The organism is Terribacillus aidingensis, assembly GCF_900215625.1.
GTDB lineage: Bacteria > Bacillota > Bacilli > Bacillales > Amphibacillaceae > Terribacillus > Terribacillus aidingensis.
This window is the reverse complement of the sequence record NZ_OBEK01000002.1, coordinates 626893-647910: the sequence shown is the minus strand read 5'-3', so window position 1 is coordinate 647910 and position 21018 is coordinate 626893. Positions and strand designations below refer to the sequence as shown.

Genomic DNA, 21018 nt, shown 5'->3' with positions numbered 1-21018 from the left:
AGCAGGTGATCGAGTATGAGAATGGTTGATTTAATTACAAAAAAACGCGATGGCGGCAAACTTTCGAAAGAAGAAGTTAGCTTCTTTGTCCAAGGCTACACGCGCGGAGATATCCCAGACTATCAGGCTTCTGCCTTTTTAATGACTGTGTATTTTAATGGGATGACAGAAGAAGAAACAGCTTGGCTTACAGAAGAAATGGCCAATTCTGGCGAGACTTTTGACTTGAGCAGCATCGCAGGTAAAAAGGTCGATAAACACAGCACAGGCGGCGTAGGAGATAAGATTACGTTGATTACAGGACCGCTTGTCGCATCTATTGGTATTCCGGTTGCAAAAATGTCAGGGCGCGGTCTGGGACATACTGGCGGAACTTTAGATAAGCTGGAGTCGTTTAAAGGCTTTTCCATCGACTTGAGCCGTGAGCAGTTCATGGGCTTAGTTAATGAAAACAAATTAGCTGTTGCTGGGCAGACAGGCAACTTGGCACCTGCTGACAAGAAGCTATACGCATTGCGCGACGTTACGGGAACTGTTAATACAATCCCGCTAATTGCAAGCTCGATTATGAGTAAAAAACTGGCTTCTGGTGCAGAAGCAATTGTTTTAGATGTTAAAACTGGTTCTGGGGCTTTCATGAAATCACTTGATGAGTCCCGCCAATTAGCAGAAACAATGGTCAAAATCGGCAATAACTTAGGCCGTCAAACAGTTGCCGTTATTACCGACATGAACCAGCCGCTCGGATTTGAAATTGGCAACAGTAATGAAGTCAAAGAAGCAATTCAAGTGCTAAGCGGAGAAAAGATCACCGATTTGCGTGAGATTTCCGTGGAGCTTGCGACACATATGGCGCTGCTTGCTGGTAAGTTTGCTACATACGAGGAAGCACGTGCTCATTTAGAAGCATGCTTAGATGATGGTACTGCGCTTGCAGCTTTCCGGACATTCATCGGTGCACAAGGCGGAGACACAGCACTTGTCGATAATCCAGAGCTCTTCCCGCAAGCAGATTATCATATTGAAGTGAAAGCGCCGGCTGCTGGATTTGTCCACAGCATCGACGCGGAAGGAATTGGTACAGCCGCAATGTATCTTGGAGCAGGACGTGCGACTAAAGATGACGACATTGATCATGCTGTTGGCATTACATTGATGAAAAAGCAAGGCGATGCCGTACAAGAAGGCGAGACAATAGCCGTTTTACATGCGCGTGATGCAGAAGCAGCAGATTCTCGCAACAAAGTGTTAGAGTCGTATACGATTAACGAAGAACATATAGAGAAAATGACGTTGATTTACGACGTAATTTCTTAATGCAAAAGCAGTCCTGTAAAGGGCTGCTTTTTTTGTATGCAAAAACAACTCATAAATCAATTCGTTTGGGAGATTCTAACTGTATTACCGTAAACGGAGGAACCCGATATGAAAAAAATGAGTCTAGTCAGTATGCTGCTAGCTTTTGTTATCAGTATTGCAGCGGTACCACCGCACGTTTTTGCTGAAAAGGAAAAAGAAGAAACGGTCAGATCATCCATTTTGATTGAGCGTGACACAGGTCAAGTGCTGTCAGGTGAAAATATGGAAAAAGAACTGCCGCCTGCTAGTATGACAAAAATTATGACGATGCTTTTGATCATGGAAGAAATCGAAGCTGGAAAGCTGCACTATGAAGACAAAGTTAGAGCAAGCGAATACGCAGCAAGTATGGGCGGATCGCAGATTTTCCTCGAAGCTGGAGAAGAGATGACTGTTAAAGACCTGCTTAAAGGAATAGCGGTTGCTTCCGGAAATGATGCAAGTGTGGCAATGGCAGAGAAGATTGCAGGCACAGAAGATGCATTTGTGAAAAAAATGAATGAAAAAGCAAGAGAGCTTGGGCTATCGCATACGAAGTTTCAAAATGCAACGGGGCTTCCAGCAACTGATCACTATTCAACAGCCAAAGATATGGCAATGATGGCCAGAGCACTGCTTGGTCACGAAGAAATTACAGAATTCACTGGTATCTACGAAGATTATCTGAGACAGGATTCAGAAGACCCATTTTGGCTTGTAAACACAAACAAGCTCGTGAAATTTTATCCGGGTGTAGATGGTCTGAAAACTGGTTTTACTAAAGAAGCGAAATATTGTTTGACAGCAACTGCTAAGAAAGATGGAATGCGAGTAATCGCCGTTGTTATGGGTGCCGAAACGCCGAAACAGCGTAATAACGAAGTATCACGCATGCTGGATTACGGATTCAATCAATATGCGGTCAAACAGCTTTACAAAGAGAACCAAGTTGTTGCGAAGCTGGATAAGCTGAAGGCAGCGCGACAAGATGTTCCGATTATGACGGAGGAACCTGTATCATTGCTGCAAAAGAAAGGCGAAGAGCTGGGTGAATTAGAAACAAAGATTATCTATAAAAATGACATATCGCTTCCGCTTAAAACAGGAGAACAAGTAGGTATCCTCGAAGTGCGTAGTGGAGACAAGCTAATCTCTTCTACACCGCTTGTGATGAAAGAGGATGTTCCGACAGCTAGTTATTGGCTGTTAATGAAGCGCAGTTTTGATGATATGGTGAAATTCCGCTGATTATAGCAGATTGACTAAAGTTTTTTCTATTTTTGTCATCCAAAAGGTTTTCGCCTTTTTCTGCAGAAATGTATAAGCAGGATAAAGGAGGAGAGATTTATGGGGTTGACAGTAGAATACGAATTGAAGGAAAACATCTTGCTAGCCCGTCTCAGCGGGGAGCTCGATCATCACACGGCGAGAGAATTAAAAGAAAGCTGGCAGCTTGCTCTGCAGCAGCCAGGTATTAAGCATATGGTATTGAATTTGGAATTTCTCTCGTTTATGGACAGCTCCGGTCTTGGTGTCATCCTTGGCAGGTATAAAGAACTGAAAGCAGAAGGAAGAGAAATGGTGGTCTGCAGTCTAACACCGGCTGTGGACAGGCTCTTCCAGCTGTCTGGTTTGTTCAAGATTATCAGATTTGAAGAAAATGAGCGCTTTGCGCTGGAAACATTTGGGGTGGTGCTATCGTGAATACAAATATGATGCGGTTTTCTTTCTCTAGCCAAAGCAGGAACGAAGCTTTCGCTCGTGTAACTGTCGCTTCCTTTGTCTCACAGCTTGATCCGACAATGGATGAGCTTACAGAGATCAAAACAGTCGTCTCCGAGGCTGTTACAAATGCGATTATACATGGGTATAATTCGGACCCTGATCAGATGATTACAATTATCTGTACATTGGAAGACGGAGACGTGGAATTGATTATTCGGGATGAAGGAGTAGGTATTTCAGATGTGGAACAGGCAATGGAGCCTTTGTATACATCAAAGCCGGACTTAGAGCGTTCTGGAATGGGCTTCACGATCATGGAAAACTTCATGGACAATGTGTATGTGTTTTCGGCAGAAGGCGAAGGCACAACAGTCACGATGAATAAGCAGTTCAATCGAAGCAAAGCCATGAGTCAGTAGGTGGGGAAGATGGATGTATATTTGAAACAGCAGAAGGCAAAGGAACAATTGACCGATAAGCAAGTAAAAACATACATCCAGTTAAGTCAGAATGGTGATAAAGAAGCACGTGATATCCTTGTCGAACGAAATGTAAGACTCGTCTGGTCCGTCGTTCAGCGGTTCATTAACCGCGGTTACGAGCCGGATGATTTATTTCAGATCGGCTGTATCGGGCTGATCAAATCGATTGATAAATTCGACTTGGCTTATGACGTCCGATTCTCTACCTATGCTGTACCGATGATTATTGGCGAGATTCAGCGGTTTATCCGAGATGACGGCAGCTTAAAAGTGAGCCGGTCTTTAAAAGAGACCGCTAATAAAGTACGCAAGAAAAAAGAAGAAATGACGAAGACACTCAATCGGGCGCCAACCATCCAGGAGATTGCTACAGAACTTGAGCTTTCCCCAGAAGAAATCGTCCATGCGGAAGAGGCTGCTAAACTGCCGCACTCCATACATGAGACAGTGTTTGAAAATGATGGCGACCCAATTACTTTGTTAGACCAGATTGCAGAACAAGACAATAACTGGTTCGATAAGCTTGCTCTTCAAGAAGCGATCCAATCGCTTGGCGAGCGGGAAAGACTGATTGTCTATTTGCGTTTCTATAAGGACCAAACCCAATCAGAAGTATCGGAACGGCTTGGGATTTCACAAGTCCAGGTCTCCCGTTTGGAAAAAAAACTATTGGCTGCCATCAAGGAGCAGCTGGAAAAGTGAGTAGGACAAGAACAATAAATGAAACTTTCTTCGAGTAGTCCCTTCCACAGCCTGTTTTTGGCAGAACACTTTTTCTGCGACTCGAAGCATCCCCTCAGGAAATCACGACAGCGAAGACTTTGATTCGTTCAGTAGTCGTTGAAAAGCAAGACAACTAAGAAGAAAATTGCTTTTTGTTTATGAGGAGTCTGTATCAGCCTGTTCTAGTGGATGTTTCTCATATGTAGATAAATACTTTTCTTCCAGCCTTAAAAAGCTCCTGCACAGATTGTGCAGAAGCTTTTTTTATTGCCTGCAATTACCAGCATGTTTCCTAAGTGCTTATACCATACTAAGTACAGAAACCCTTCTTCATAGGGGAGGTGCTTTTATGCCAGCAATCGTATACATCCGGTTTATCCGGAAAATAACCGCTGCTCCAGAAGCAGTAATCAAATTAAAGGATATTGCCCATATTGCCAATGCCGGTGACCAAAAAGAACGCATGCTGGATACGGTCATTTACCGGATAACGGAAAAGGACAGCAATATTGTAGTGCTCGACTCCTTTCTTGTATTTCAGCAGCTTATGCGGATTTTTCCAGAGCATGAATTGCAGCTGATTGGATCAGAACAGACGATTGTGCGTGTGCAGCGTTCCAAGAAAAGAACGGTGTGGCCGCTCGTTATTCTCATATGGCTGCTTCTTTTTATCGGTTCTGCTATGACAATCATGAATTTTCATTTTGACGTTGCAATGGAGCCCGTTCAGCAGAAGATTCATTTTTTGCTTACTGGAGAGAAACTTATCCATCCGCTATGGATGCAAATTCCTTACAGCATTGGCATTGGTGTGGGGATGATCCTCTTTTTCAATCATGTGTTCAAGAAAAGACTGAATGAGGAGCCAAGTCCGCTCGAAGTGGAAATGCACAAATACCAGCGTGAAATGGATGTTTACGTGGCATATCACGAAAACAGTTTGGAGAAACAAAATGTGGATCGCCATAGCTGAAACAATCATCGGGCTCAGTGCCGGGCTTGCAACTGGTGCGGGTTTTGTAGCGTTTCTAACTGTTCTCGGTATCATCCCCAGATTGATACAGCTGAGCAAAACGCATCGGTTTATTATTACGTATGAAGCTGGGGTTACGGCGGGCGCTTTCGCTGGTACCATTCTTTCCTTTCACTATTTCCACTTCCATGCGCCGCTCTTGCTAATCAGCTTTTGGGGGTTATTACACGGCATTTTTGTCGGAATGCTGGCTGCGGCACTAACAGAGGTGCTTAATGTATTCCCTATTTTGACTAGAAGAATCGGCTTGGATGGAAGTCTGATTTGGTTCTTCATGGCCATCGTGTTAGGCAAGATTACAGGATCGTTATTTCAATGGCTTTTATTTTCCTATTAATTTAAGAGGTGACAGTATGGATTCCAAATTCAAGAAAGAAAATTACAATAAAACAGCAAAATCGTATTATCCGAAGGTCCCGTTATTCCGCAATTGCTTAAAAGCATTCTTTGTCGGCGGCTTCATTTGTCTTATCGGCGAACTGCTGACAAGATTTTATATGCAAGTATTCGATATGACGCAGCAAGAAGCTGGGACGCCGACCGTTACGACGCTTATCCTACTATCCGCTTTATTGACAGGGATCGGTGTTTATGACCGTATTGCTCAGTTTGCTGGTGCTGGTACTGCTGTACCGGTTACGGGATTTGCCAATTCCATTACAAGTGCTGCCTTAGAATTTAAATCAGAAGGCTATGTATTGGGTATTGGAGGAAATATGTTCAAATTGGCTGGCAGCGTTATCGTATTCGGAGTTACTTCAGCATATATCGTCGGTATTATCCGCTATGTATTTAATCAGCTGATTGGAGGATGAGAAAATGGCAAAATTGGGAAGACAATCCTGGACGCTGAACAATGCTGTTTATATTGAGGAAACAGGTACAAGTGTTGGACCTAAGGAAGGAAATGGACCGCTTGGCAGCTCCTTTGACAAATCTTATGAAAATCTCTATTGCGGCGAAGACAACTGGGAAATGGCAGAACGTAAACTGTTGCAGGATTCCATCCAAGTGACATTAGATAAAGCAGGCTTAAAACCGCAACATATCGATATGTTCATTGCAGGAGATTTACTGAATCAAAATGTTAGTGCTAACTATACGGCTCGTGACATGGATATGTCTTATCTTGGTATGTTTGGCGCATGTTCGACCAGCATGGAAACCTTGGCAATTGCTTCACAGCTCGTCGATGCAGGAGCCGCAAACCGTATTCTGACTGCTGTCTCCAGTCATAACGCAACAGCAGAACGGCAATTCCGATTCCCGACAGAATATGGCAATCAAAAGCCTGAGACAGCGACGAGCACGGCAACTGGAGCAGGCTGTGCGCTAGTGAGCCGGGAAAAAAGCAAAATACGTATTGAAGGGGCGACCATCGGTAAAGTTGTTGACTTCGGCGCTACCAATGCGTTTGATCTTGGCAGTGCAATGGTGCCAGCTGCTCACGATACGATAAAGAGACATTTGAGCGATTTCGGCCGGACACCAGCAGATTATGACTTAATCGTAACTGGCGATTTGTCGAGTGTAGGTTCTCCGATACTTAAAGATATGCTGCGCAGTGATGGTATCGACATTGATGCCGTTCACAAAGACTGCGGCAATTTGCTTTACACAAGTGATCAAGGCATGCTGGCTGGCGGAAGCGGGACTGCATGTTCCGCTATTGTGACATATGGACACTTATTGGATGAGATGAAAAAAGGGACGTACAAGCGGATTTTAATTACTGCAACCGGAGCTTTAATGAGTCCGACCGTAATTCGTCAGAAAGAATCCATTCCAGCCATTGCGCACAGTGTGGTACTCGTCAGAGAGGAGGGATAAGCATGGACTTTTTCTGGGCTTTTGTAATAGGAGGGCTGATCTGCGTTGTTGGACAGCTGCTCTTGGATGTGGCGAAAATGGATGCAGGACATGTAATGAGCACGTTTGTTGTGTCAGGATGTGTACTTGATGGTTTTGATTTGTACGATAATCTGATTTCGTTCGCTGGCGCTGGTGCTACCGTTCCAATTACGAGCTTTGGTCATTCCTTGCTGCATGGAGCGATGGAACAGGCGGATAAACATGGGTTCTGGGGCATTGCACTTGGAATGTTTCAGCTGACATCCGCCGGAATTGCTGCCGCTATCCTGTTTGGTTTTCTTGTCGCGGTGTTCTTTAAGCCGAAAGGATGAGCAAGATGAAAAGAGTTATTCTCATAACCGACGGAGACGCATATGCCAAACGTACCATTGATTATTTGGCACATAAGATTGGCGGTACCTCGCTCTCTTATTTGGCTGATAACCCGATGACAGCTGATGACAGCGCAATAAAAGCTGCCATTCAAGCCGCTCCTCAGGAACCAGTATATGTTCTGCTGGACGATGGAGGTGTTCCGGGAGTCGGCAGCGGAGAGAAGATTCTTCAAAGCCTTGCTGCCGATCCGGAAGTCAATATTATTGGCGCCCTGGCTGTGGCAGCTCATACCCAAAACAGGGAATGGAGCCGAGTCAGCTTTTCCATTGATCAGGATGGCGAACTGCAGCCCTTTGGAGTGGATAAAGAAGGTGTGGTTACGGATGAGCTTGGTCGTATTAATGGTGACACAATTTACTTACTCGATCAGCTAGATCTTCCAATCGTTGTAGCGATTGGAGACATTGGGAAAATGCGAGGCAAAGACAGAATCGAGATTGGGTCACCAATTACCGAACAAGCACTTCGAATCATCCTAGAAAGAGAGGGTACGAATCATGGCTGAAAAAGAAAAGAACCCGATTCCATCCAAAATAGATGAAGTAAACGACTTTATGAAAGAGCGTGTCGGGCTCGGGGTCTCCTTTGATGTTGGTCACCGCAAACTGATCATTCTCAAAAAACAAATTGAAATTTACTACACAACCGGTCTTGCCGATGCCGAAATTGTCCAGCGCGTTATTTCTAAGCTAATAAGTATTAATGATGATGAAAAAAACACAAATAAAATTCCGGAGATCATCGAAAATCGTTTGGTTCACATGCAAGTCAACCGGAAGCAAAATATTGATGACTGTGTTGATGCCTTTTTATCTGGTTTAATTGTCGTCTTCATCGATGGCTGTGATTTTGCGTTTGTGGTTGATACGAGATCTTACCCAGGCAGGCAGCCAATGGAGCCTGACACAGAGAAAGTTATTCGCGGACCGCGAGATGGGTATACAGAAAATATTATTATTAACACGGCACTGACTCGCAGAAGAATTCGCGATGAAAGATTGCGCCTGGAAATGATGCAAGTAGGAGAAAGATCCAAGTCAGACATTTGTATTGCCTATATTGAGGACGTTGCCGATCCGAACTTGGTCAAGTTAATCAAAGAAGAACTGAAGGAAATAGAGATTGACGGAATTCCAATGGCGGATAAATCAGTGGAGGAATTTCTCGTTAAACAAGGGAATAAACCTTTTCCATTAGTCCGCTATACAGAAAGACCCGATATAAGTGCAATTCATTTATATGAAGGCCATGTAATTATTATCGTGGATACTTCTCCGAGTGTCATTATTACACCGACAACATACTTCCATCATCTGCAGCATGCAGAAGAATACCGAGAATCCCCAGCGCCGGGATCATTCATTCGCTGGATACGGCTTATCGGTATCTTTGTATCGTTATACTTATTGCCATTTTGGTATTTAGTTACAGTTCATCCAGAACTCCTGCCAGCGACCATTGACTTTATTGGACCGAATAAAGGCGGAGGACATATTCCGTTATTCCTCCAAATCTTACTGGCAGATTTAGGGATAGAATTCCTTCGGCTGGCTGCTATCCATACACCAACCCCGCTGTCTACCGCCATGGGTCTGATTGCAGCTGTGCTTATTGGCGAAATAGCAATTAATGTCGGGCTATTCACACCTGAGGTTATTCTTTATGTAGCTATATCAGCAGTTGGTTCCTTTGTGACACCAAGTTTTGAGCTCAGTGTATCAAATAAAATAACGCGCATTATCTTTTTATTTGCGACTGCCATCTTCGGAGTGCCCGGGTTTGTTATCAGCATAACGTTGATGATGCTCATACTTGTCGGTACAAAATCTTTAAATACACCTTATATGTGGCCGTTTATCCCATTCAATCTGAAAGGGTTAATACAGGTGATTTACCGGACACCAACACCATTATCAAAAATCCGTCCAGGTATTACCAACCCGCAAGATAAGGCAAGAATGCCGAATTCTTAGTTGCTAGAAAAATAAGAATATGATAAGTTTACTCTATCTATTTTGTCAGTTTCGGGTAGTGTAGCTTGTGAAGCGATAAGCTCATCTTCTTCCTATGCGGAAAGATGAGCTTTCGTTGTCTGACGCCTTATCCGATAGTCCTGAGTTGGAGGTAATGGTTTTTATGCAGCATCCTTTTATAATTAATGATCAGCATATTCTAGAGATTGGCGGTGTTGATGCCGTCACATTAGCAAAAAAATATGGTACTCCTTTATTCGTATATGATGTTGGTATTATAAGGGAAAACGCCAAGGCCTTCGTTAACGCATTTGAAACGTTAGGCGTCAAAGCGCAGGTCGCTTATGCAAGCAAGGCTTTTTCTTCTGTCGCAATGCTGCAAGTAGCCAAACAGGAGAAACTCAGCTTGGATGTTGTTTCCCGCGGTGAATTGCATACAGCATTAAAAGCGGAGTTTCCTGCCGACAGAATTCATTTGCACGGCAACAATAAGAGCTATGAAGAGCTTTCTATGGCCGTTGCACATGGTATCGGCTGTATTGTTGTCGATAACTTCCATGAAATAGCGCTGCTGGAAGCCGTGTTGAAAGAACAAGGCAAGCAAATGGATGTTTTGCTTCGTGTTACACCTGGAATTGAAGCACATACACATGACTATATACTGACCGGTAATGAAGATTCCAAATTTGGGTTTGATATTGCGAACGGACAAGCAGAAGAAGCTTTCCGGCTTGTAAAAGATAGTGAAGTTATTCGAATGAAAGGGCTGCACTGCCACATTGGGTCGCAGATATTTGAGACGGATGGTTTCTTGATGGCTGTCAGCAGACTATTCGAGCTCGTTCAATCATGGCATCGTACGTATAATTATGCACCAGCAGTACTAAATGTCGGGGGCGGATTTGGTATTCGTTATACAGAAAACGATGAGCCGCTGCCGCTGTCAGAATATATTCACGCATTAGTGTCTCGAATTAAAGCGGAAGCAGAAGCTGCTAACATTGCAATGCCGGAAATATGGATTGAACCTGGCAGGTCTATTGTCGGCAATGCGGCAGTGACGCTTTACACGATTGGCTCTGTGAAAGAGATCCCTGGTGTCCGCAAGTATGTAGCAGTTGATGGCGGTATGACCGACAATTTGCGTCCGGCCCTTTATAAAGCTGTTTATGAAGCTAAACTAGCAAACCGAGCAGATGAGGAAGCGATTGAAACAGTGTCAATCGCTGGGAAATGCTGTGAATCCGGCGACATGCTGATTTGGGATATAGACCTGCCAAAAGCGGAAGCTGGTGATCTGCTGGCCGTTTTTAGTACTGGTGCATACGGCTACGCGATGGCGAACAATTATAATCGCTTTGGCAGACCAGCTGTTGTGTTTGTCGAAAATGGTGTGGATAAGCTTGTAGTCAAAAGAGAAGAAGCCGAGGAATTAACAAGGCTGGATCTATCCTATGAATGAAAAAATCCTGTATGCGCCTAGCATACAGGATTTTCTTTTATTCCTCGTCGAAAACTTTAATAGTTTCCATTGTGTCGCCGTTCACCATGTTGCGGGCAGCATCAAGGTTGGAAGTGACTTTACCGAAAACAGTATGAACACCGTTCAAATGCGGCTGCGGCTCATGCACGATGAAGAACTGGCTGGAACCAGTATCTTTACCAGCATGCGCCATAGAAAGACTGCCAGCTTCATGCTTGTGCGGGTTTCCTTCTGTTTCACACTTGATTGTTTCACCGCTGCCGCCAGCACCAGTTCCTGTTGGGTCGCCGCCTTGGCTTACGAAACCAGGGATAACCCGGTGGAATGTTACGCCATTATAGAAACCGGAGTTTGCGAGCTTTTCGAAGTTCGCTACAGTGTTTGGTGCTTCCTCCGGATAAAGTTCAAATTCGATCTTATCGCCGTCCAGCATTAAGATATAACCTTTTTTCGCCATTTTGCTTGTCCTCCTAAAAATTAAAGTGAGTATGTACTCTTGATGATTCTACCACATTACCTAGCTATCTCGCCAGATTCTGCTTGCATCACTTGCATGATGACATGCACTGCTGGAGAAACTATGCAGGAATTCGCTGCGTTGGAACAGAAAAAACGTTAAAAATGGCAGTAAATGATGTGCAAAGTTGACAAAAAACGTAGATAGGTTTTAAATAAGACTACGTACGACAGGAGTGGAATACAGTTGCAGGATAGTGACAAACAAGAGAAGAAACTTTTTTGGGTCATGATGGGAGCGAGCTTTCTCTTTCTTCTGTCGATGCTCAGAAGGTTATTTTCTTAATGAGGGGTTATTATGCTAATACGATACAAGAAGTCAATGGAAAAAATCGCAATGGGACTATTATCATTCATGCCAGATGTAAAACAAGTAAAGAAATTGCAGCAGTTAATCCAGGAATATAACAATAATCCAGATTGGCATTTATTTCTTTGGAAGGACGAAGATGATATTCTTGGAGCGGTTGGTGTAGCGATTGAAGGAGATAGTGCAATCGTGCAGCATATTTCGGTTGATCCATCTCATCGCGGTAACGGTATCGGCAGGCAGATTGTGTGCGAAGTACGGAATATGTATGCGCCGATGCATCATGTGACTGCGACAGATGAAACAAAAAATTTCCTTGAGAAATGCGGAACAGAAGCTTAAAATAAAAACCAGCCTCCTAGAAGGCTGGTTTTCTTTGTGCTTATCGGCTTATAGCCAAGCTGCACCTACGATGATTAGAAGAATGAAAAGCACAACGATTAAAGCAAATCCTCCGCCGTAGTTACCCATAGTGAAATTCCTCCCTTGTGAAATGTGACAGATAAATGCTGAATGGCTGAACATTTATCTTACGGTATAAGGTATGTAGGAATCGAAGCCGTGGTATGGGCGGTGATGAACTTTTTTCGGGAGGAGGAGATTTTATGCAAGGATACAGCGTAAAGCTGGACGGATTCGAGGGCCCGCTCGATTTGCTCCTGCATTTGATCAATCAATACGAAATCGATATTTATGATATTCCGGTGGCGGTCATCACCGAGCAATATATGCATTATATACATACTATGCAGCAATTAGAGCTGAATATCGCAAGTGAGTATCTGGTAATGGCTGCCACCCTGCTCGCGATGAAGAGCCAGCTGCTGCTGCCAAATCAAGCAGCTCTCGAGGATGAACTGGCAGCAGATGAAGAAGATCCGCGTGATGAGTTAATGAATCGGTTAATTGAATACCGAAAATATAAGGAAGCGGCCGCTGACTTGAAAGACAAGGAAATGACTGCTGATAAACTTTATACAAGACCGCCAGCACCGCTGCCGGATAAACCAGAATTAAAGCCGCTCGAACCCGGGGAGGTTACGGTTTATGATATGGTAGCAGCACTTGAGCGTGTTTTCCGCAGAAAAGCATGGACAAGACCGCTGGACACAAAAGTACAGCGCGCAGAAATAGCCCTGGAAGATCGGATGGGGGAAGTGCTGGAAGCTGTAAAACATCGTAAGCAAGGCATTGGTTTCTTCGAATTGTTTCCTGAAAGAACGAAGCAGCACATCGTTGTTACGTTCATGGCTATATTGGAGTTAATGAAAAAGAAACAGATTGTTTGCAAGCAAGAACAGCATTTTGAAGAGTTAACTGTATTTGAAATGGGGATTTATGATGGAAGTACCGTATAACAGTATACTAGAAGGGCTGCTCTTTGCAGCTGGAGATGAAGGTCTGACAAAAAAGCAGCTGATGCATGCGTTAGAGCTCGGAGAAGAAGAAATAAACGCAGAGTTAGCTGCTTTGAAAGAGGCGTACGCTTCTCCGAATAGAGGCCTTTCCATTATGGAATTGAAAGGTTCGTATCACTTGACCACAAAGGCAGAGCATGCCGCTTATCATAGAAGACTTCTGGATTCGCCGCAAAACAGCAAGCTGTCACAAGCAGCGTTAGAGACGCTTGCTATTATTGCTTATAAACAGCCGCTTACACGTATAGAGGTGGAAGAAGTGCGCGGCGTCAAAAGTGAAAGACCAATTCAGACATTGACAGCGAGAGGCTTTATTGAAGAAAATGGCCGCAAAGAGGGAATCGGCCGGCCGATTCTTTATGTTACGACACTAGCATTTCTAGCTTATTTTGGCTTGCACTCATTGGATGACTTACCGCCTCTACCAGAGGGTACCGAAGATCCGGAGAGCGCCGCTGATTTGTTCTTTGAAGATTTCCCTGCCGATCCTGAATGACAAGCTGCCTTCACCCGGGCGTATGCATACGCTGAGGTGAGGTGAGCAATTTTGAGTATGAGAGCATATTTGGAAGAGTTATTACAGTGGAGTAAGCAGATGGAACAACATGCTGGAGATGCGTTGTGGCGTACCGATGTAAAAGATTTGCAGCAGCATTTGGAAAGCAAGTTGGCAGCAGGCGAGACAATTCAGCAGCAGACGGCTGTGCATTTTCGTCAGGCTGCTGAAAAGATTGCTGACAGAGCGGAACAGGCTAACCGCCAAAATAGTGTCCGCTGGGGGCAGCATCGTCTGCCGCCGCTGCCTTACGGATTTGATGCTTTAGAACCATATATCAGCAAGGAAATTATGGAATTACACTATACGAAACATCATCAATCTTATGTCGATGGTTTAAATAAGGCTGAAGAAATGCTTTATGTGAACCGGGATAATAAATCAAGTTCAGATTATAAGCATTACTTGCGGGAACAATCTTTCCATGGCTCCGGACATTTCCTGCACACTATTTTCTGGTACAACATGTCGCCTAACGGCGGCGGCGAGCCTTCCGGACAGCTGGCACAGCAAATTAGGAAGGATTTTGGTTCTTTCCGTCGTTTTAAAGAGATGTTCACCAAAGCGGCAGATAGTGTCGAAGGAGTAGGGTGGACAATACTTGTTTGGGAGCCTAGGTCTCATCATCTAGCTATTCAAACGCTGGAGAAGCATCAGTTCTTCGGTCTGCTCGATACGATTCCGCTTCTCGTGTTAGATATGTGGGAGCATGCGTATTACCTGCAATACAAGACGAACAAAAAACAATACGCAGAAAATTGGTGGAAGATTGTAAACTGGGCGAACGCAGCTCAGCGCTTCGAAACTGCCAAGCAAGTTAAATGGGCACCATTTTAACAGAAAACCTCTTCTCATGCAGAAGGGGTTTTTTCACTTGTTCATAAGCTTGTCTCTCTTGCATACAATGATGTTAGATGATCAAGGGAGGTTCGTAACATGTTCAAGCGCATGCTCGTTATATTGATTGCCTTATCCCTTTGCGCCGTGCTTCTGCCCGGACAAGCAGCAGCGAAACCTGGCGTAGCTGCAGATTCGGCAATCTTGATGGAGCTTTCTACAGGCAGAGTCCTATATGAGAAGAATGCAGCCGATCCAAAGCGGATTGCCAGTATTACAAAGATAATGACAGCCATTATTGCCATTGAATCAGGCAAGATGGACGAAACGGTGACAGTTAGTAAAAATGCAATCTATACGGAAGGCTCTTCCATCTACCTCAAGGAAGGCGAGGAAATTCCGCTAGCTGATTTGGTCTACGGTCTTATGCTTCGTTCTGGTAATGATGCGGCTGTGGCCATTGCCGAACATGTTGGGGGCAGTGAAGAAGGATTTACGCATCTAATGAATGAAAAGGCAGCATGGCTGGGCATGCAAAATTCTCATTTTGATAATCCGCATGGTCTGGATACCGAATCGCACCACAGCTCAGCGTATGATATGGCATTATTGACAAGGTATGCGATGAAGAACGATACTTTCCGAAAGATCAGCGGTACGAAAACGTATAAAGCAGATTCCAAGCGGTACGCATGGGGCAATAAAAATAAAATGCTGACGCGTTATTATGAACACTCTACTGGGGGCAAAACAGGTTATACAAAAAAAGCAGGCAGGACGCTTGTCAGCACGGCAGAAAAGGACGGGATGGAGCTAGTCGTCGTTACAATCAATGATCCGGATGACTGGCGTGATCATAAGAACTTATTTGAATGGGGTTTTGATGAATATCGACTGACCAAGCTAAAGCAGCCTGAGACAGGCACATCCATTATTTATCCGCTGACAGACAAGGAGAAAAAAGCGGCCCACAGCGTCACTTACATGTTGAAACAGCAGGAGCATCAACAGCAAATCGGAACGGATGTTTATTATCTAGATAAAACCCGAATTGGTTCTGTGCCTATTTATACCGTACCGGAGGAACCGACATTAGCGGGTACCGTAAAACAAGTGTTTGATGAAGTGGCGGGTGTCCGTCTATGGTGAACTATATCTGGGCAATAATGGCGATAGGCGGTATTATATATGCCATGTTTACTGGTACGATGGATCAAGTGAACAAAGCAATCTTTAAAAGTGCGGATGATGCGGTCGTATTGGCTATCAGTCTTATTAGTGTGATGGTATTTTGGCTCGGTATAACGAAGATTGCAGAAGCTGCCGGACTTTTACATGCACTGGTTCGACTAGCGAAACCATTCATTTCCAGACTGTTTCCGGACATACCAAAGGATCATCCGGCAATGGGATATATTTTGTCCAACCTGACAGCTAATTTCTTTGGGTTAGGCAACGCAGCGACGCCGATGGGAATCAAAGCGATGGAAGAAATGAAAAAACTCAGCAACAGTCCAAAAGCTAGCCGATCGATGATTACCTTCTTGGCAGTTAACACGTCCAGTTTAACGCTAATCCCGACTACAGTACTTGCTGTGCGAATGAAGTACGAATCTAATTCGCCGACCGAGATAGTCAGTGCGACACTGCTGGCATCCATTCTTTCTTTCATCGGTGCTATTCTGATCGATCGGCTCTTTTATGAGATTCGAAGACGGAAGGAGCGTCGCGCATGAGCCTGCTTGCAACAGCCAGCTTGTGGATCATTCCATGTTTAATTCTAGTGGTGCTAGCCATTGCTACCGCTAAGCGATTGCCAACGTATGAATTGTTTGTCGACGGCGGCAAAGAAGGTATTAGCTTGGCTATCTCGATTCTGCCTTTTTTGCTCGGCATGCTCGTCTCGATTTCAATTCTGCGGGCGTCAGGTGCACTAGATGCCTTAATTGGCCTCATAACACCGGTACTAAGCATACTCGGTATGCCGGCTGATATTGTTCCATTAGCACTCGTGCGGCCAATTAGCGGCACGGCAGCACTTGGTATGACAACTGAACTGATCGCCACACATGGGCCGGATTCATTTATCGGCCGACTGGCATCCGTTTTGCAAGGCAGCACCGACACGACCTTTTATGTGCTGACCGTTTATTTCGGAGCAGTGGGGATTCGCAAGATGGGGGACGCATTAAAAGTTGGACTGTTAGCGGATGTTATTGGTATAATGGCTTCAATCATTGTAGTAACGATTATATTCGGAGCATGAGAAGCGTTGACAATCGTTAACGCTCTTTCTTTGTTCTTGTAAAAAAAGTGAGGATCAATAAATGGATAAACAAGCAGAACGCCTGCAGAAAGTAATTGCCCATAGCGGGGTTACATCAAGAAGAAAAGCTGAGACGATGATCTTGGAAGGAAAAGTGAAAGTAAACGGCAAAGTTGTAAAGGAACTTGGCGTTAAAGTTACTTCAAACGATTCAGTTGAAGTAAATGGTATACCACTTGAAAAAGAAAAATCAGTCTATTATATGCTGTACAAGCCTCGCGGTGTTATCTCCAGTGTACAAGATGAGAAAGACCGTAGAGTAGTACTTGATCTGATGCCAGAAGTAACAGAAAGAGTTTACCCAATCGGTCGGCTTGATTATGATACATCTGGTTTGCTGCTGCTGACAAATGACGGTGAATTTGCCAATATGCTTATGCATCCAAGTCAGAAGATTGATAAAGTCTATGTAGCAAAAGTAAAAGGAATACCAAGCCCGGAAGAGTTAAAACAGCTAAAGCGCGGCGTCATGATTGATGGGCATAAGTGTAAAGCGGTCTACACCAAACTAATGAGTGCAGATAGAAAGAAAAATACCAGTCTTGTTCAAATCATTTTGCATGAAGGACGCAATCGTCAAGTAAGAAAGATGATGGAAAGCATTCAATATCCTGTTCAAAAACTCAAACGGGAACGTTTCGGATTTTTAACACTCGAAGGGCTGCAGCCTGGGGCTCACCGGAAGCTGACACCAGAGGAAGTGCATCGTATTAAGAAAGAATACAAAGAAAAGTAAAAAAGTTGTCAAATATGACAGCAGGGCAACGTGCTATACTTGGCAAGAGGTGAGTACACATGAATTCCTTAAAAAAACGGCGCTTTCTCATTCGACTGTTTGTGCTTACTGTTCTGGCATGTGTGCTGCTGACAGCTGGCTGGAAGCTGCTGAATGAAGGAAAGACGCACAAGCTTGAGGCGGGGGAGAAGGCACCGGACTTTGTACTGGAAGATATCCAGTCAGGCGAGGAATTCAAACTGTCTGAACTGAAAGGGAAAGGTGTACTCGTAAACTTCTGGGCAACCTATTGCGAGCCATGCAAGCAGGAAATGCCTGTATTTGAAGAAGCAGCTCCTACATATGAAAAACAAAATGTTATTTTTGCAGCAATCAGTGCTGATCAAAGCAGCCTCGTTATCAATCGGTTTCGTGATCATTATGATCTCTCTTTTCCGCTATTGAAGGATAACGGCAACCAGGTAATGGAGGCATATGGTGTCGATGCGCTGCCGGCTACGTTTTTTATTCGAGCCGATGGAACATTAAGCAGAACGGTTTACGGACCGCTGCAGACAGAAAAGCTTGAGAAGTATTTGGATGAGATTGTGCCTTGAGAAAAGAGGCGAGGACGATGCGGCAATGCCCTGTTTGCAAGAAGGAAAAGCAGCAGTCTGAGGAATGCTGCAGTCAATGCGAAGAGCAGCAAAGAAACTGGGATATGCGATATGATGGCGCTATCCGCAAATCGCAGCAGCAAAAGAAAACAATTATCGATACCATATGGCGATTTTTCTCCTCCGTACGAAACGGCATGTATATACTGATTGTCACATTGCTTGCGACGGCGCTGGGAACAATTCTGCCGCAGCGAGCCTACATACCTCCTGGCACCATACCTGAGGAATTTTATGCATCACAATATGGTCTGTTCGGCCGGTTATACCATTATTTTAGGTTTGATATGCTTTATAGTTCATGGTGGTATATGACGTTGCTCGGCTTGCTTGGTGCAAGTATTTTAATTTCAAGTATTGACCGGTTTTTCCCTTTATACCGCGCGTTGAAAAAACAGCCAATCAAGCGGCATGTATCTTTTCTCAGACATCAAAAGTATATCCGGGAATTAGACGTCCAGGCGCCTGCGCTTCTGGTGAAAGAAATGACAGACAAGCGATATCGTGTTCGGCAAGATGGGGAAGATTTCCTTGCGGAGAAAAATCGGTTTGCCAGATGGGGCCCGTATGTAAACCATATTGGCTTGCTGTTCATTTTAACTGCCGCATTTTTAAGACTGTTTCCGTTCTTTTATCAAGATTCTTTTTTATGGATACGAGACGAAGAGATAGCAGTTGTACCGAATACCAATCAGTCGCTGTTTATTAAAAATGAGCGTTTTCTTGTAGATACATATAATGCAGATGACCCAAAGTTCCGTGAGGCAATCAAACTGGAAGGAAGAACTATTCCGAAAAGCTTTACTACGGACATAAGTATTTTTCAAACGGAGAAACACGTCGCCGGTGACATGGCTGATCTTGATTTACTGTTACAAACACAAGTTGGTGTCAATCACCCAGTGAAAGCAGCGGGGTATACCATTTACCAGTCTGGTTATCAGTTAAATGAATTAAGCAGCCTCACATTTCGTGCTATCAATGAAGCAGGACAAGCTGCTGATATAACGATAGATACGAAAAATCCCGATACTGAATATCAGCTTGAAAACGGTCTGCGTGCTGTGCTGGTTGATTATTATCCAGATTACCAGCTGGACGGAGATAAGGTGATAACAGTCTCTAAATTCCCGCGAAACCCTGCGTTTGTGCTGGAGATAACCGATGGCGAACATACAGAAAGCGTATTTGCAGCGTTGGATGAGGTTGTCTCAGAGACAGGGTCTAATCGCTACAATATTTCTGCAGTGGATTTTGAGACGCATCATGTGACCGGATTATCGGTTAAGCGCGACAGGACGCTGCCGGTATTTTTGCTGGGCGGCATCATCTTCATGATTGGGCTTATACAAGGGCTGTATTGGCAGCACCGGAGATTATGGCTTCATAAACAGCAAGATGGGACGTATCTTCTTGCTGGTCATACGAATAAGCATACTTCCTCCTTCGAAAAAGAAGCAGATAGAATGTTAGATAACTATCGAAAAGGAGGGGAGTACTAATGGAAAAACTGCATCTGTTAAGCGGACAGTTGCTGGAAGCAGCTTTTATCAGTTATTTAGCTGGTGTTATTCTTTTCGCATGGGCCGCTGCTAGACGTAAGCAACTTAAGCTATGGAAGCTTGCCTGGGGAATAACGGCACTTGGCTGGCTCTCACAGCTCGGCTTTTTCATTTTGCGGTGGGTGTACAGCGGACATGCGCCTGTGAGCAATCTTTTTGAATTTATGACCTTTTTTGGGATGATGATGGTTTTAGTTCTGCTGATTGTTTATCGGTTTTATCCTTACCCGCTGTTCGCTTTGCTAGCTCTCATTATTGCAATTTTGATTATTGGATGTGCCGCAATGTTTCCGCAAGAAGTGGCACCGCTCGTTCCGTCTCTGCAAAGTCATTGGCTGTACATCCATGTCACAACCGCTGCGCTTGGGGAAGCGGTGCTATCAATCAGCTTTTTCGCTGGTTTTCTTTATATCCTTCATGAAACAGATCAAACAAAACAGCATAAAAGCGCATGGGCGATTGAAGGGCTGTTTCTGGTTCTTCTTTCCGTTATCGGTTATATGGTGCTGGCGTTTCTATTCCGGATAACTGGTTATACAGCGGTGGTAACGACAGCTGGCGAAACTGTCATATATCAGCTTCCTCCATTACTTGTTCCGCATGATACGGTCACATCCGTTTTACCGGTGCAAATCAGCGCAGCAGCATGGATGCGCGGAGAAAATGCAGCGCAGCAGCTGAATACGGTCATTTTTTCTGTCATTGCTGGTGTTTTTCTTTATATCGTTATTTCTGCAATCGTTAGAAAAAGGATTGGGGCAGTTCTCCAGCCGCTTGTACAGAAGCTGCCAAAGGAAGCACTGGATGACATCGGATACCGGGCTGTTGCTATCGGGTTCCCGATTTTCACACTTGGCGCACTCATCTTTGCGATGATATGGGCGCAGCAGGCATGGGATCGTTTCTGGGGCTGGGATCCAAAAGAAGTGTGGGCATTGGTTACTTGGCTGTTTTATGCCGCTTTCCTGCATATACGAATGCTAAAAGGCTGGCAGGGAATTCGATCCGCTTGGCTGCTTGTAATCGGATTCTGTATTATTTTGTTCAATTTGCTGGCCGTAAATTTGCTTATCGCAGGCCTGCATGCTTATGCTTAA

General features: G+C 44.4%; 26 protein-coding genes. 24 read left to right on the top strand and 2 right to left on the bottom strand.

Annotation, left to right across the window (positions count from 1 at the left end; genetic code table 11):
* The first annotated feature begins 15 nt into the window (after window positions 1-15).
* From CRO17_RS08560 to lysA, 13 genes are all read left to right on the top strand, one after another.
* Window positions 16-1317 (top strand): pyrimidine-nucleoside phosphorylase, encoded by a 1302-nt coding sequence (locus CRO17_RS08560; RefSeq protein WP_097041244.1) that lies wholly within the window; start codon window positions 16-18, stop codon window positions 1315-1317.
* 108 nt (window positions 1318-1425) lie between these two features.
* Window positions 1426-2586, top strand: coding sequence for a D-alanyl-D-alanine carboxypeptidase family protein (locus CRO17_RS08555; protein WP_097041242.1), 1161 nt, complete (start codon window positions 1426-1428; stop codon window positions 2584-2586).
* Between the two features lie 99 nt (window positions 2587-2685).
* Window positions 2686-3042, top strand: a complete 357-nt coding sequence (spoIIAA, locus tag CRO17_RS08550) for an anti-sigma F factor antagonist (protein ID WP_077308870.1) — start codon at window positions 2686-2688, stop codon at window positions 3040-3042.
* An 8-nt stretch (window positions 3043-3050) separates the two neighbouring features.
* Window positions 3051-3482, top strand: coding sequence for an anti-sigma F factor (gene spoIIAB, locus CRO17_RS08545; RefSeq protein ID WP_097041974.1), 432 nt, complete (start codon window positions 3051-3053; stop codon window positions 3480-3482).
* A 9-nt stretch (window positions 3483-3491) separates the two neighbouring features.
* Window positions 3492-4247 (top strand): RNA polymerase sporulation sigma factor SigF, encoded by a 756-nt coding sequence (gene sigF, locus CRO17_RS08540; RefSeq protein WP_097041240.1) that lies wholly within the window; start codon window positions 3492-3494, stop codon window positions 4245-4247.
* Between the two features lie 370 nt (window positions 4248-4617).
* The gene (locus CRO17_RS08535) at window positions 4618-5241 is read left to right on the top strand and encodes a stage V sporulation protein AA (RefSeq protein WP_097041238.1); all 624 of its coding nucleotides are present in this window, start codon (window positions 4618-4620) and stop codon (window positions 5239-5241) included.
* The gene (locus CRO17_RS08530) at window positions 5222-5638 is read left to right on the top strand and encodes a stage V sporulation protein AB (RefSeq protein WP_097041236.1); all 417 of its coding nucleotides are present in this window, start codon (window positions 5222-5224) and stop codon (window positions 5636-5638) included. The genes CRO17_RS08535 and CRO17_RS08530 overlap by 20 nt, the downstream gene beginning before the upstream one ends.
* A 16-nt stretch (window positions 5639-5654) precedes the next feature.
* Window positions 5655-6116 carry a stage V sporulation protein AC gene (gene spoVAC / locus CRO17_RS08525; RefSeq protein WP_097041234.1) on the top strand — a complete coding sequence of 154 codons (462 nt, stop codon included), beginning with the start codon at window positions 5655-5657 and terminating at the stop codon, window positions 6114-6116.
* A gap of 4 nt (window positions 6117-6120) precedes the next feature.
* Window positions 6121-7131, top strand: coding sequence for a stage V sporulation protein AD (spoVAD, locus tag CRO17_RS08520; protein WP_097041232.1), 1011 nt, complete (start codon window positions 6121-6123; stop codon window positions 7129-7131).
* Between the two features lie 2 nt (window positions 7132-7133).
* Complete coding sequence (gene spoVAE / locus CRO17_RS08515) at window positions 7134-7484, top strand: stage V sporulation protein AE (RefSeq protein WP_097041230.1); 351 nt, start codon at window positions 7134-7136, stop codon at window positions 7482-7484.
* A gap of 5 nt (window positions 7485-7489) precedes the next feature.
* On the top strand, window positions 7490-8053 hold the full coding sequence (gene spoVAEA / locus CRO17_RS08510; RefSeq protein ID WP_245864727.1) for a stage V sporulation protein SpoVABEA: 564 nt from the start codon (window positions 7490-7492) through the stop codon (window positions 8051-8053).
* The gene (locus CRO17_RS08505) at window positions 8046-9521 is read left to right on the top strand and encodes a spore germination protein (protein WP_097041226.1); all 1476 of its coding nucleotides are present in this window, start codon (window positions 8046-8048) and stop codon (window positions 9519-9521) included. The genes spoVAEA and CRO17_RS08505 overlap by 8 nt, the downstream gene beginning before the upstream one ends.
* A 154-nt stretch (window positions 9522-9675) precedes the next feature.
* Complete coding sequence (lysA, locus tag CRO17_RS08500; protein WP_097041224.1) at window positions 9676-10983, top strand: diaminopimelate decarboxylase; 1308 nt, start codon at window positions 9676-9678, stop codon at window positions 10981-10983.
* A 37-nt stretch (window positions 10984-11020) separates the two neighbouring features.
* On the opposite strand, the gene CRO17_RS08495 is transcribed toward lysA, so the two are convergent.
* Entirely contained in the window at window positions 11021-11461 is a 441-nt protein-coding gene (locus CRO17_RS08495) for a peptidylprolyl isomerase (protein WP_097041222.1), read from the bottom strand.
* A gap of 357 nt (window positions 11462-11818) precedes the next feature.
* Here CRO17_RS08495 and CRO17_RS08490 point away from each other — a divergent pair, with 357 nt between their 5' ends.
* Window positions 11819-12172, top strand: a complete 354-nt coding sequence (locus CRO17_RS08490; RefSeq protein ID WP_097041219.1) for a GNAT family N-acetyltransferase — start codon at window positions 11819-11821, stop codon at window positions 12170-12172.
* A gap of 48 nt (window positions 12173-12220) precedes the next feature.
* Here the strand turns inward: CRO17_RS08490 and CRO17_RS17280 are convergent, their stop codons facing one another.
* Window positions 12221-12301 carry a YjcZ family sporulation protein gene (locus tag CRO17_RS17280; protein WP_077308896.1) on the bottom strand — a complete coding sequence of 27 codons (81 nt, stop codon included), beginning with the start codon at window positions 12299-12301 and terminating at the stop codon, window positions 12221-12223.
* Between the two features lie 134 nt (window positions 12302-12435).
* Here CRO17_RS17280 and CRO17_RS08480 point away from each other — a divergent pair, with 134 nt between their 5' ends.
* The 10 genes from CRO17_RS08480 (at window position 12436) to ccsB (ending at window position 21018) form a co-directional block, all read left to right on the top strand.
* Entirely contained in the window at window positions 12436-13188 is a 753-nt protein-coding gene (locus CRO17_RS08480; RefSeq protein ID WP_097041216.1) for a segregation/condensation protein A, read from the top strand.
* Window positions 13172-13744, top strand: coding sequence for an SMC-Scp complex subunit ScpB (gene scpB, locus CRO17_RS08475; RefSeq protein ID WP_097041214.1), 573 nt, complete (start codon window positions 13172-13174; stop codon window positions 13742-13744). The genes CRO17_RS08480 and scpB overlap by 17 nt, the downstream gene beginning before the upstream one ends.
* Window positions 13745-13843: 99 nt before the next feature.
* Window positions 13844-14641, top strand: coding sequence for a superoxide dismutase (locus CRO17_RS08470; protein ID WP_342748973.1), 798 nt, complete (start codon window positions 13844-13846; stop codon window positions 14639-14641).
* Between the two features lie 99 nt (window positions 14642-14740).
* On the top strand, window positions 14741-15790 hold the full coding sequence (locus tag CRO17_RS08465; protein WP_097041210.1) for a D-alanyl-D-alanine carboxypeptidase family protein: 1050 nt from the start codon (window positions 14741-14743) through the stop codon (window positions 15788-15790).
* The gene (locus tag CRO17_RS08460) at window positions 15784-16377 is read left to right on the top strand and encodes a nucleoside recognition domain-containing protein (RefSeq protein ID WP_097041208.1); all 594 of its coding nucleotides are present in this window, start codon (window positions 15784-15786) and stop codon (window positions 16375-16377) included. Before CRO17_RS08465 ends, CRO17_RS08460 begins: the two co-directional genes overlap by 7 nt.
* Window positions 16374-16907 (top strand): spore maturation protein, encoded by a 534-nt coding sequence (locus tag CRO17_RS08455; RefSeq protein ID WP_097041205.1) that lies wholly within the window; start codon window positions 16374-16376, stop codon window positions 16905-16907. Before CRO17_RS08460 ends, CRO17_RS08455 begins: the two co-directional genes overlap by 4 nt.
* Before the next feature lie 61 nt (window positions 16908-16968).
* Window positions 16969-17703, top strand: a complete 735-nt coding sequence (locus tag CRO17_RS08450) for a pseudouridine synthase (RefSeq protein ID WP_097041203.1) — start codon at window positions 16969-16971, stop codon at window positions 17701-17703.
* A gap of 59 nt (window positions 17704-17762) precedes the next feature.
* The gene (gene resA / locus CRO17_RS08445; RefSeq protein ID WP_097041201.1) at window positions 17763-18299 is read left to right on the top strand and encodes a thiol-disulfide oxidoreductase ResA; all 537 of its coding nucleotides are present in this window, start codon (window positions 17763-17765) and stop codon (window positions 18297-18299) included.
* Between the two features lie 17 nt (window positions 18300-18316).
* Window positions 18317-19861, top strand: coding sequence for a cytochrome c biogenesis protein ResB (gene resB / locus CRO17_RS08440; RefSeq protein WP_097041199.1), 1545 nt, complete (start codon window positions 18317-18319; stop codon window positions 19859-19861).
* The gene (gene ccsB, locus CRO17_RS08435; RefSeq protein ID WP_281253812.1) at window positions 19861-21018 is read left to right on the top strand and encodes a c-type cytochrome biogenesis protein CcsB; all 1158 of its coding nucleotides are present in this window, start codon (window positions 19861-19863) and stop codon (window positions 21016-21018) included. Before resB ends, ccsB begins: the two co-directional genes overlap by 1 nt.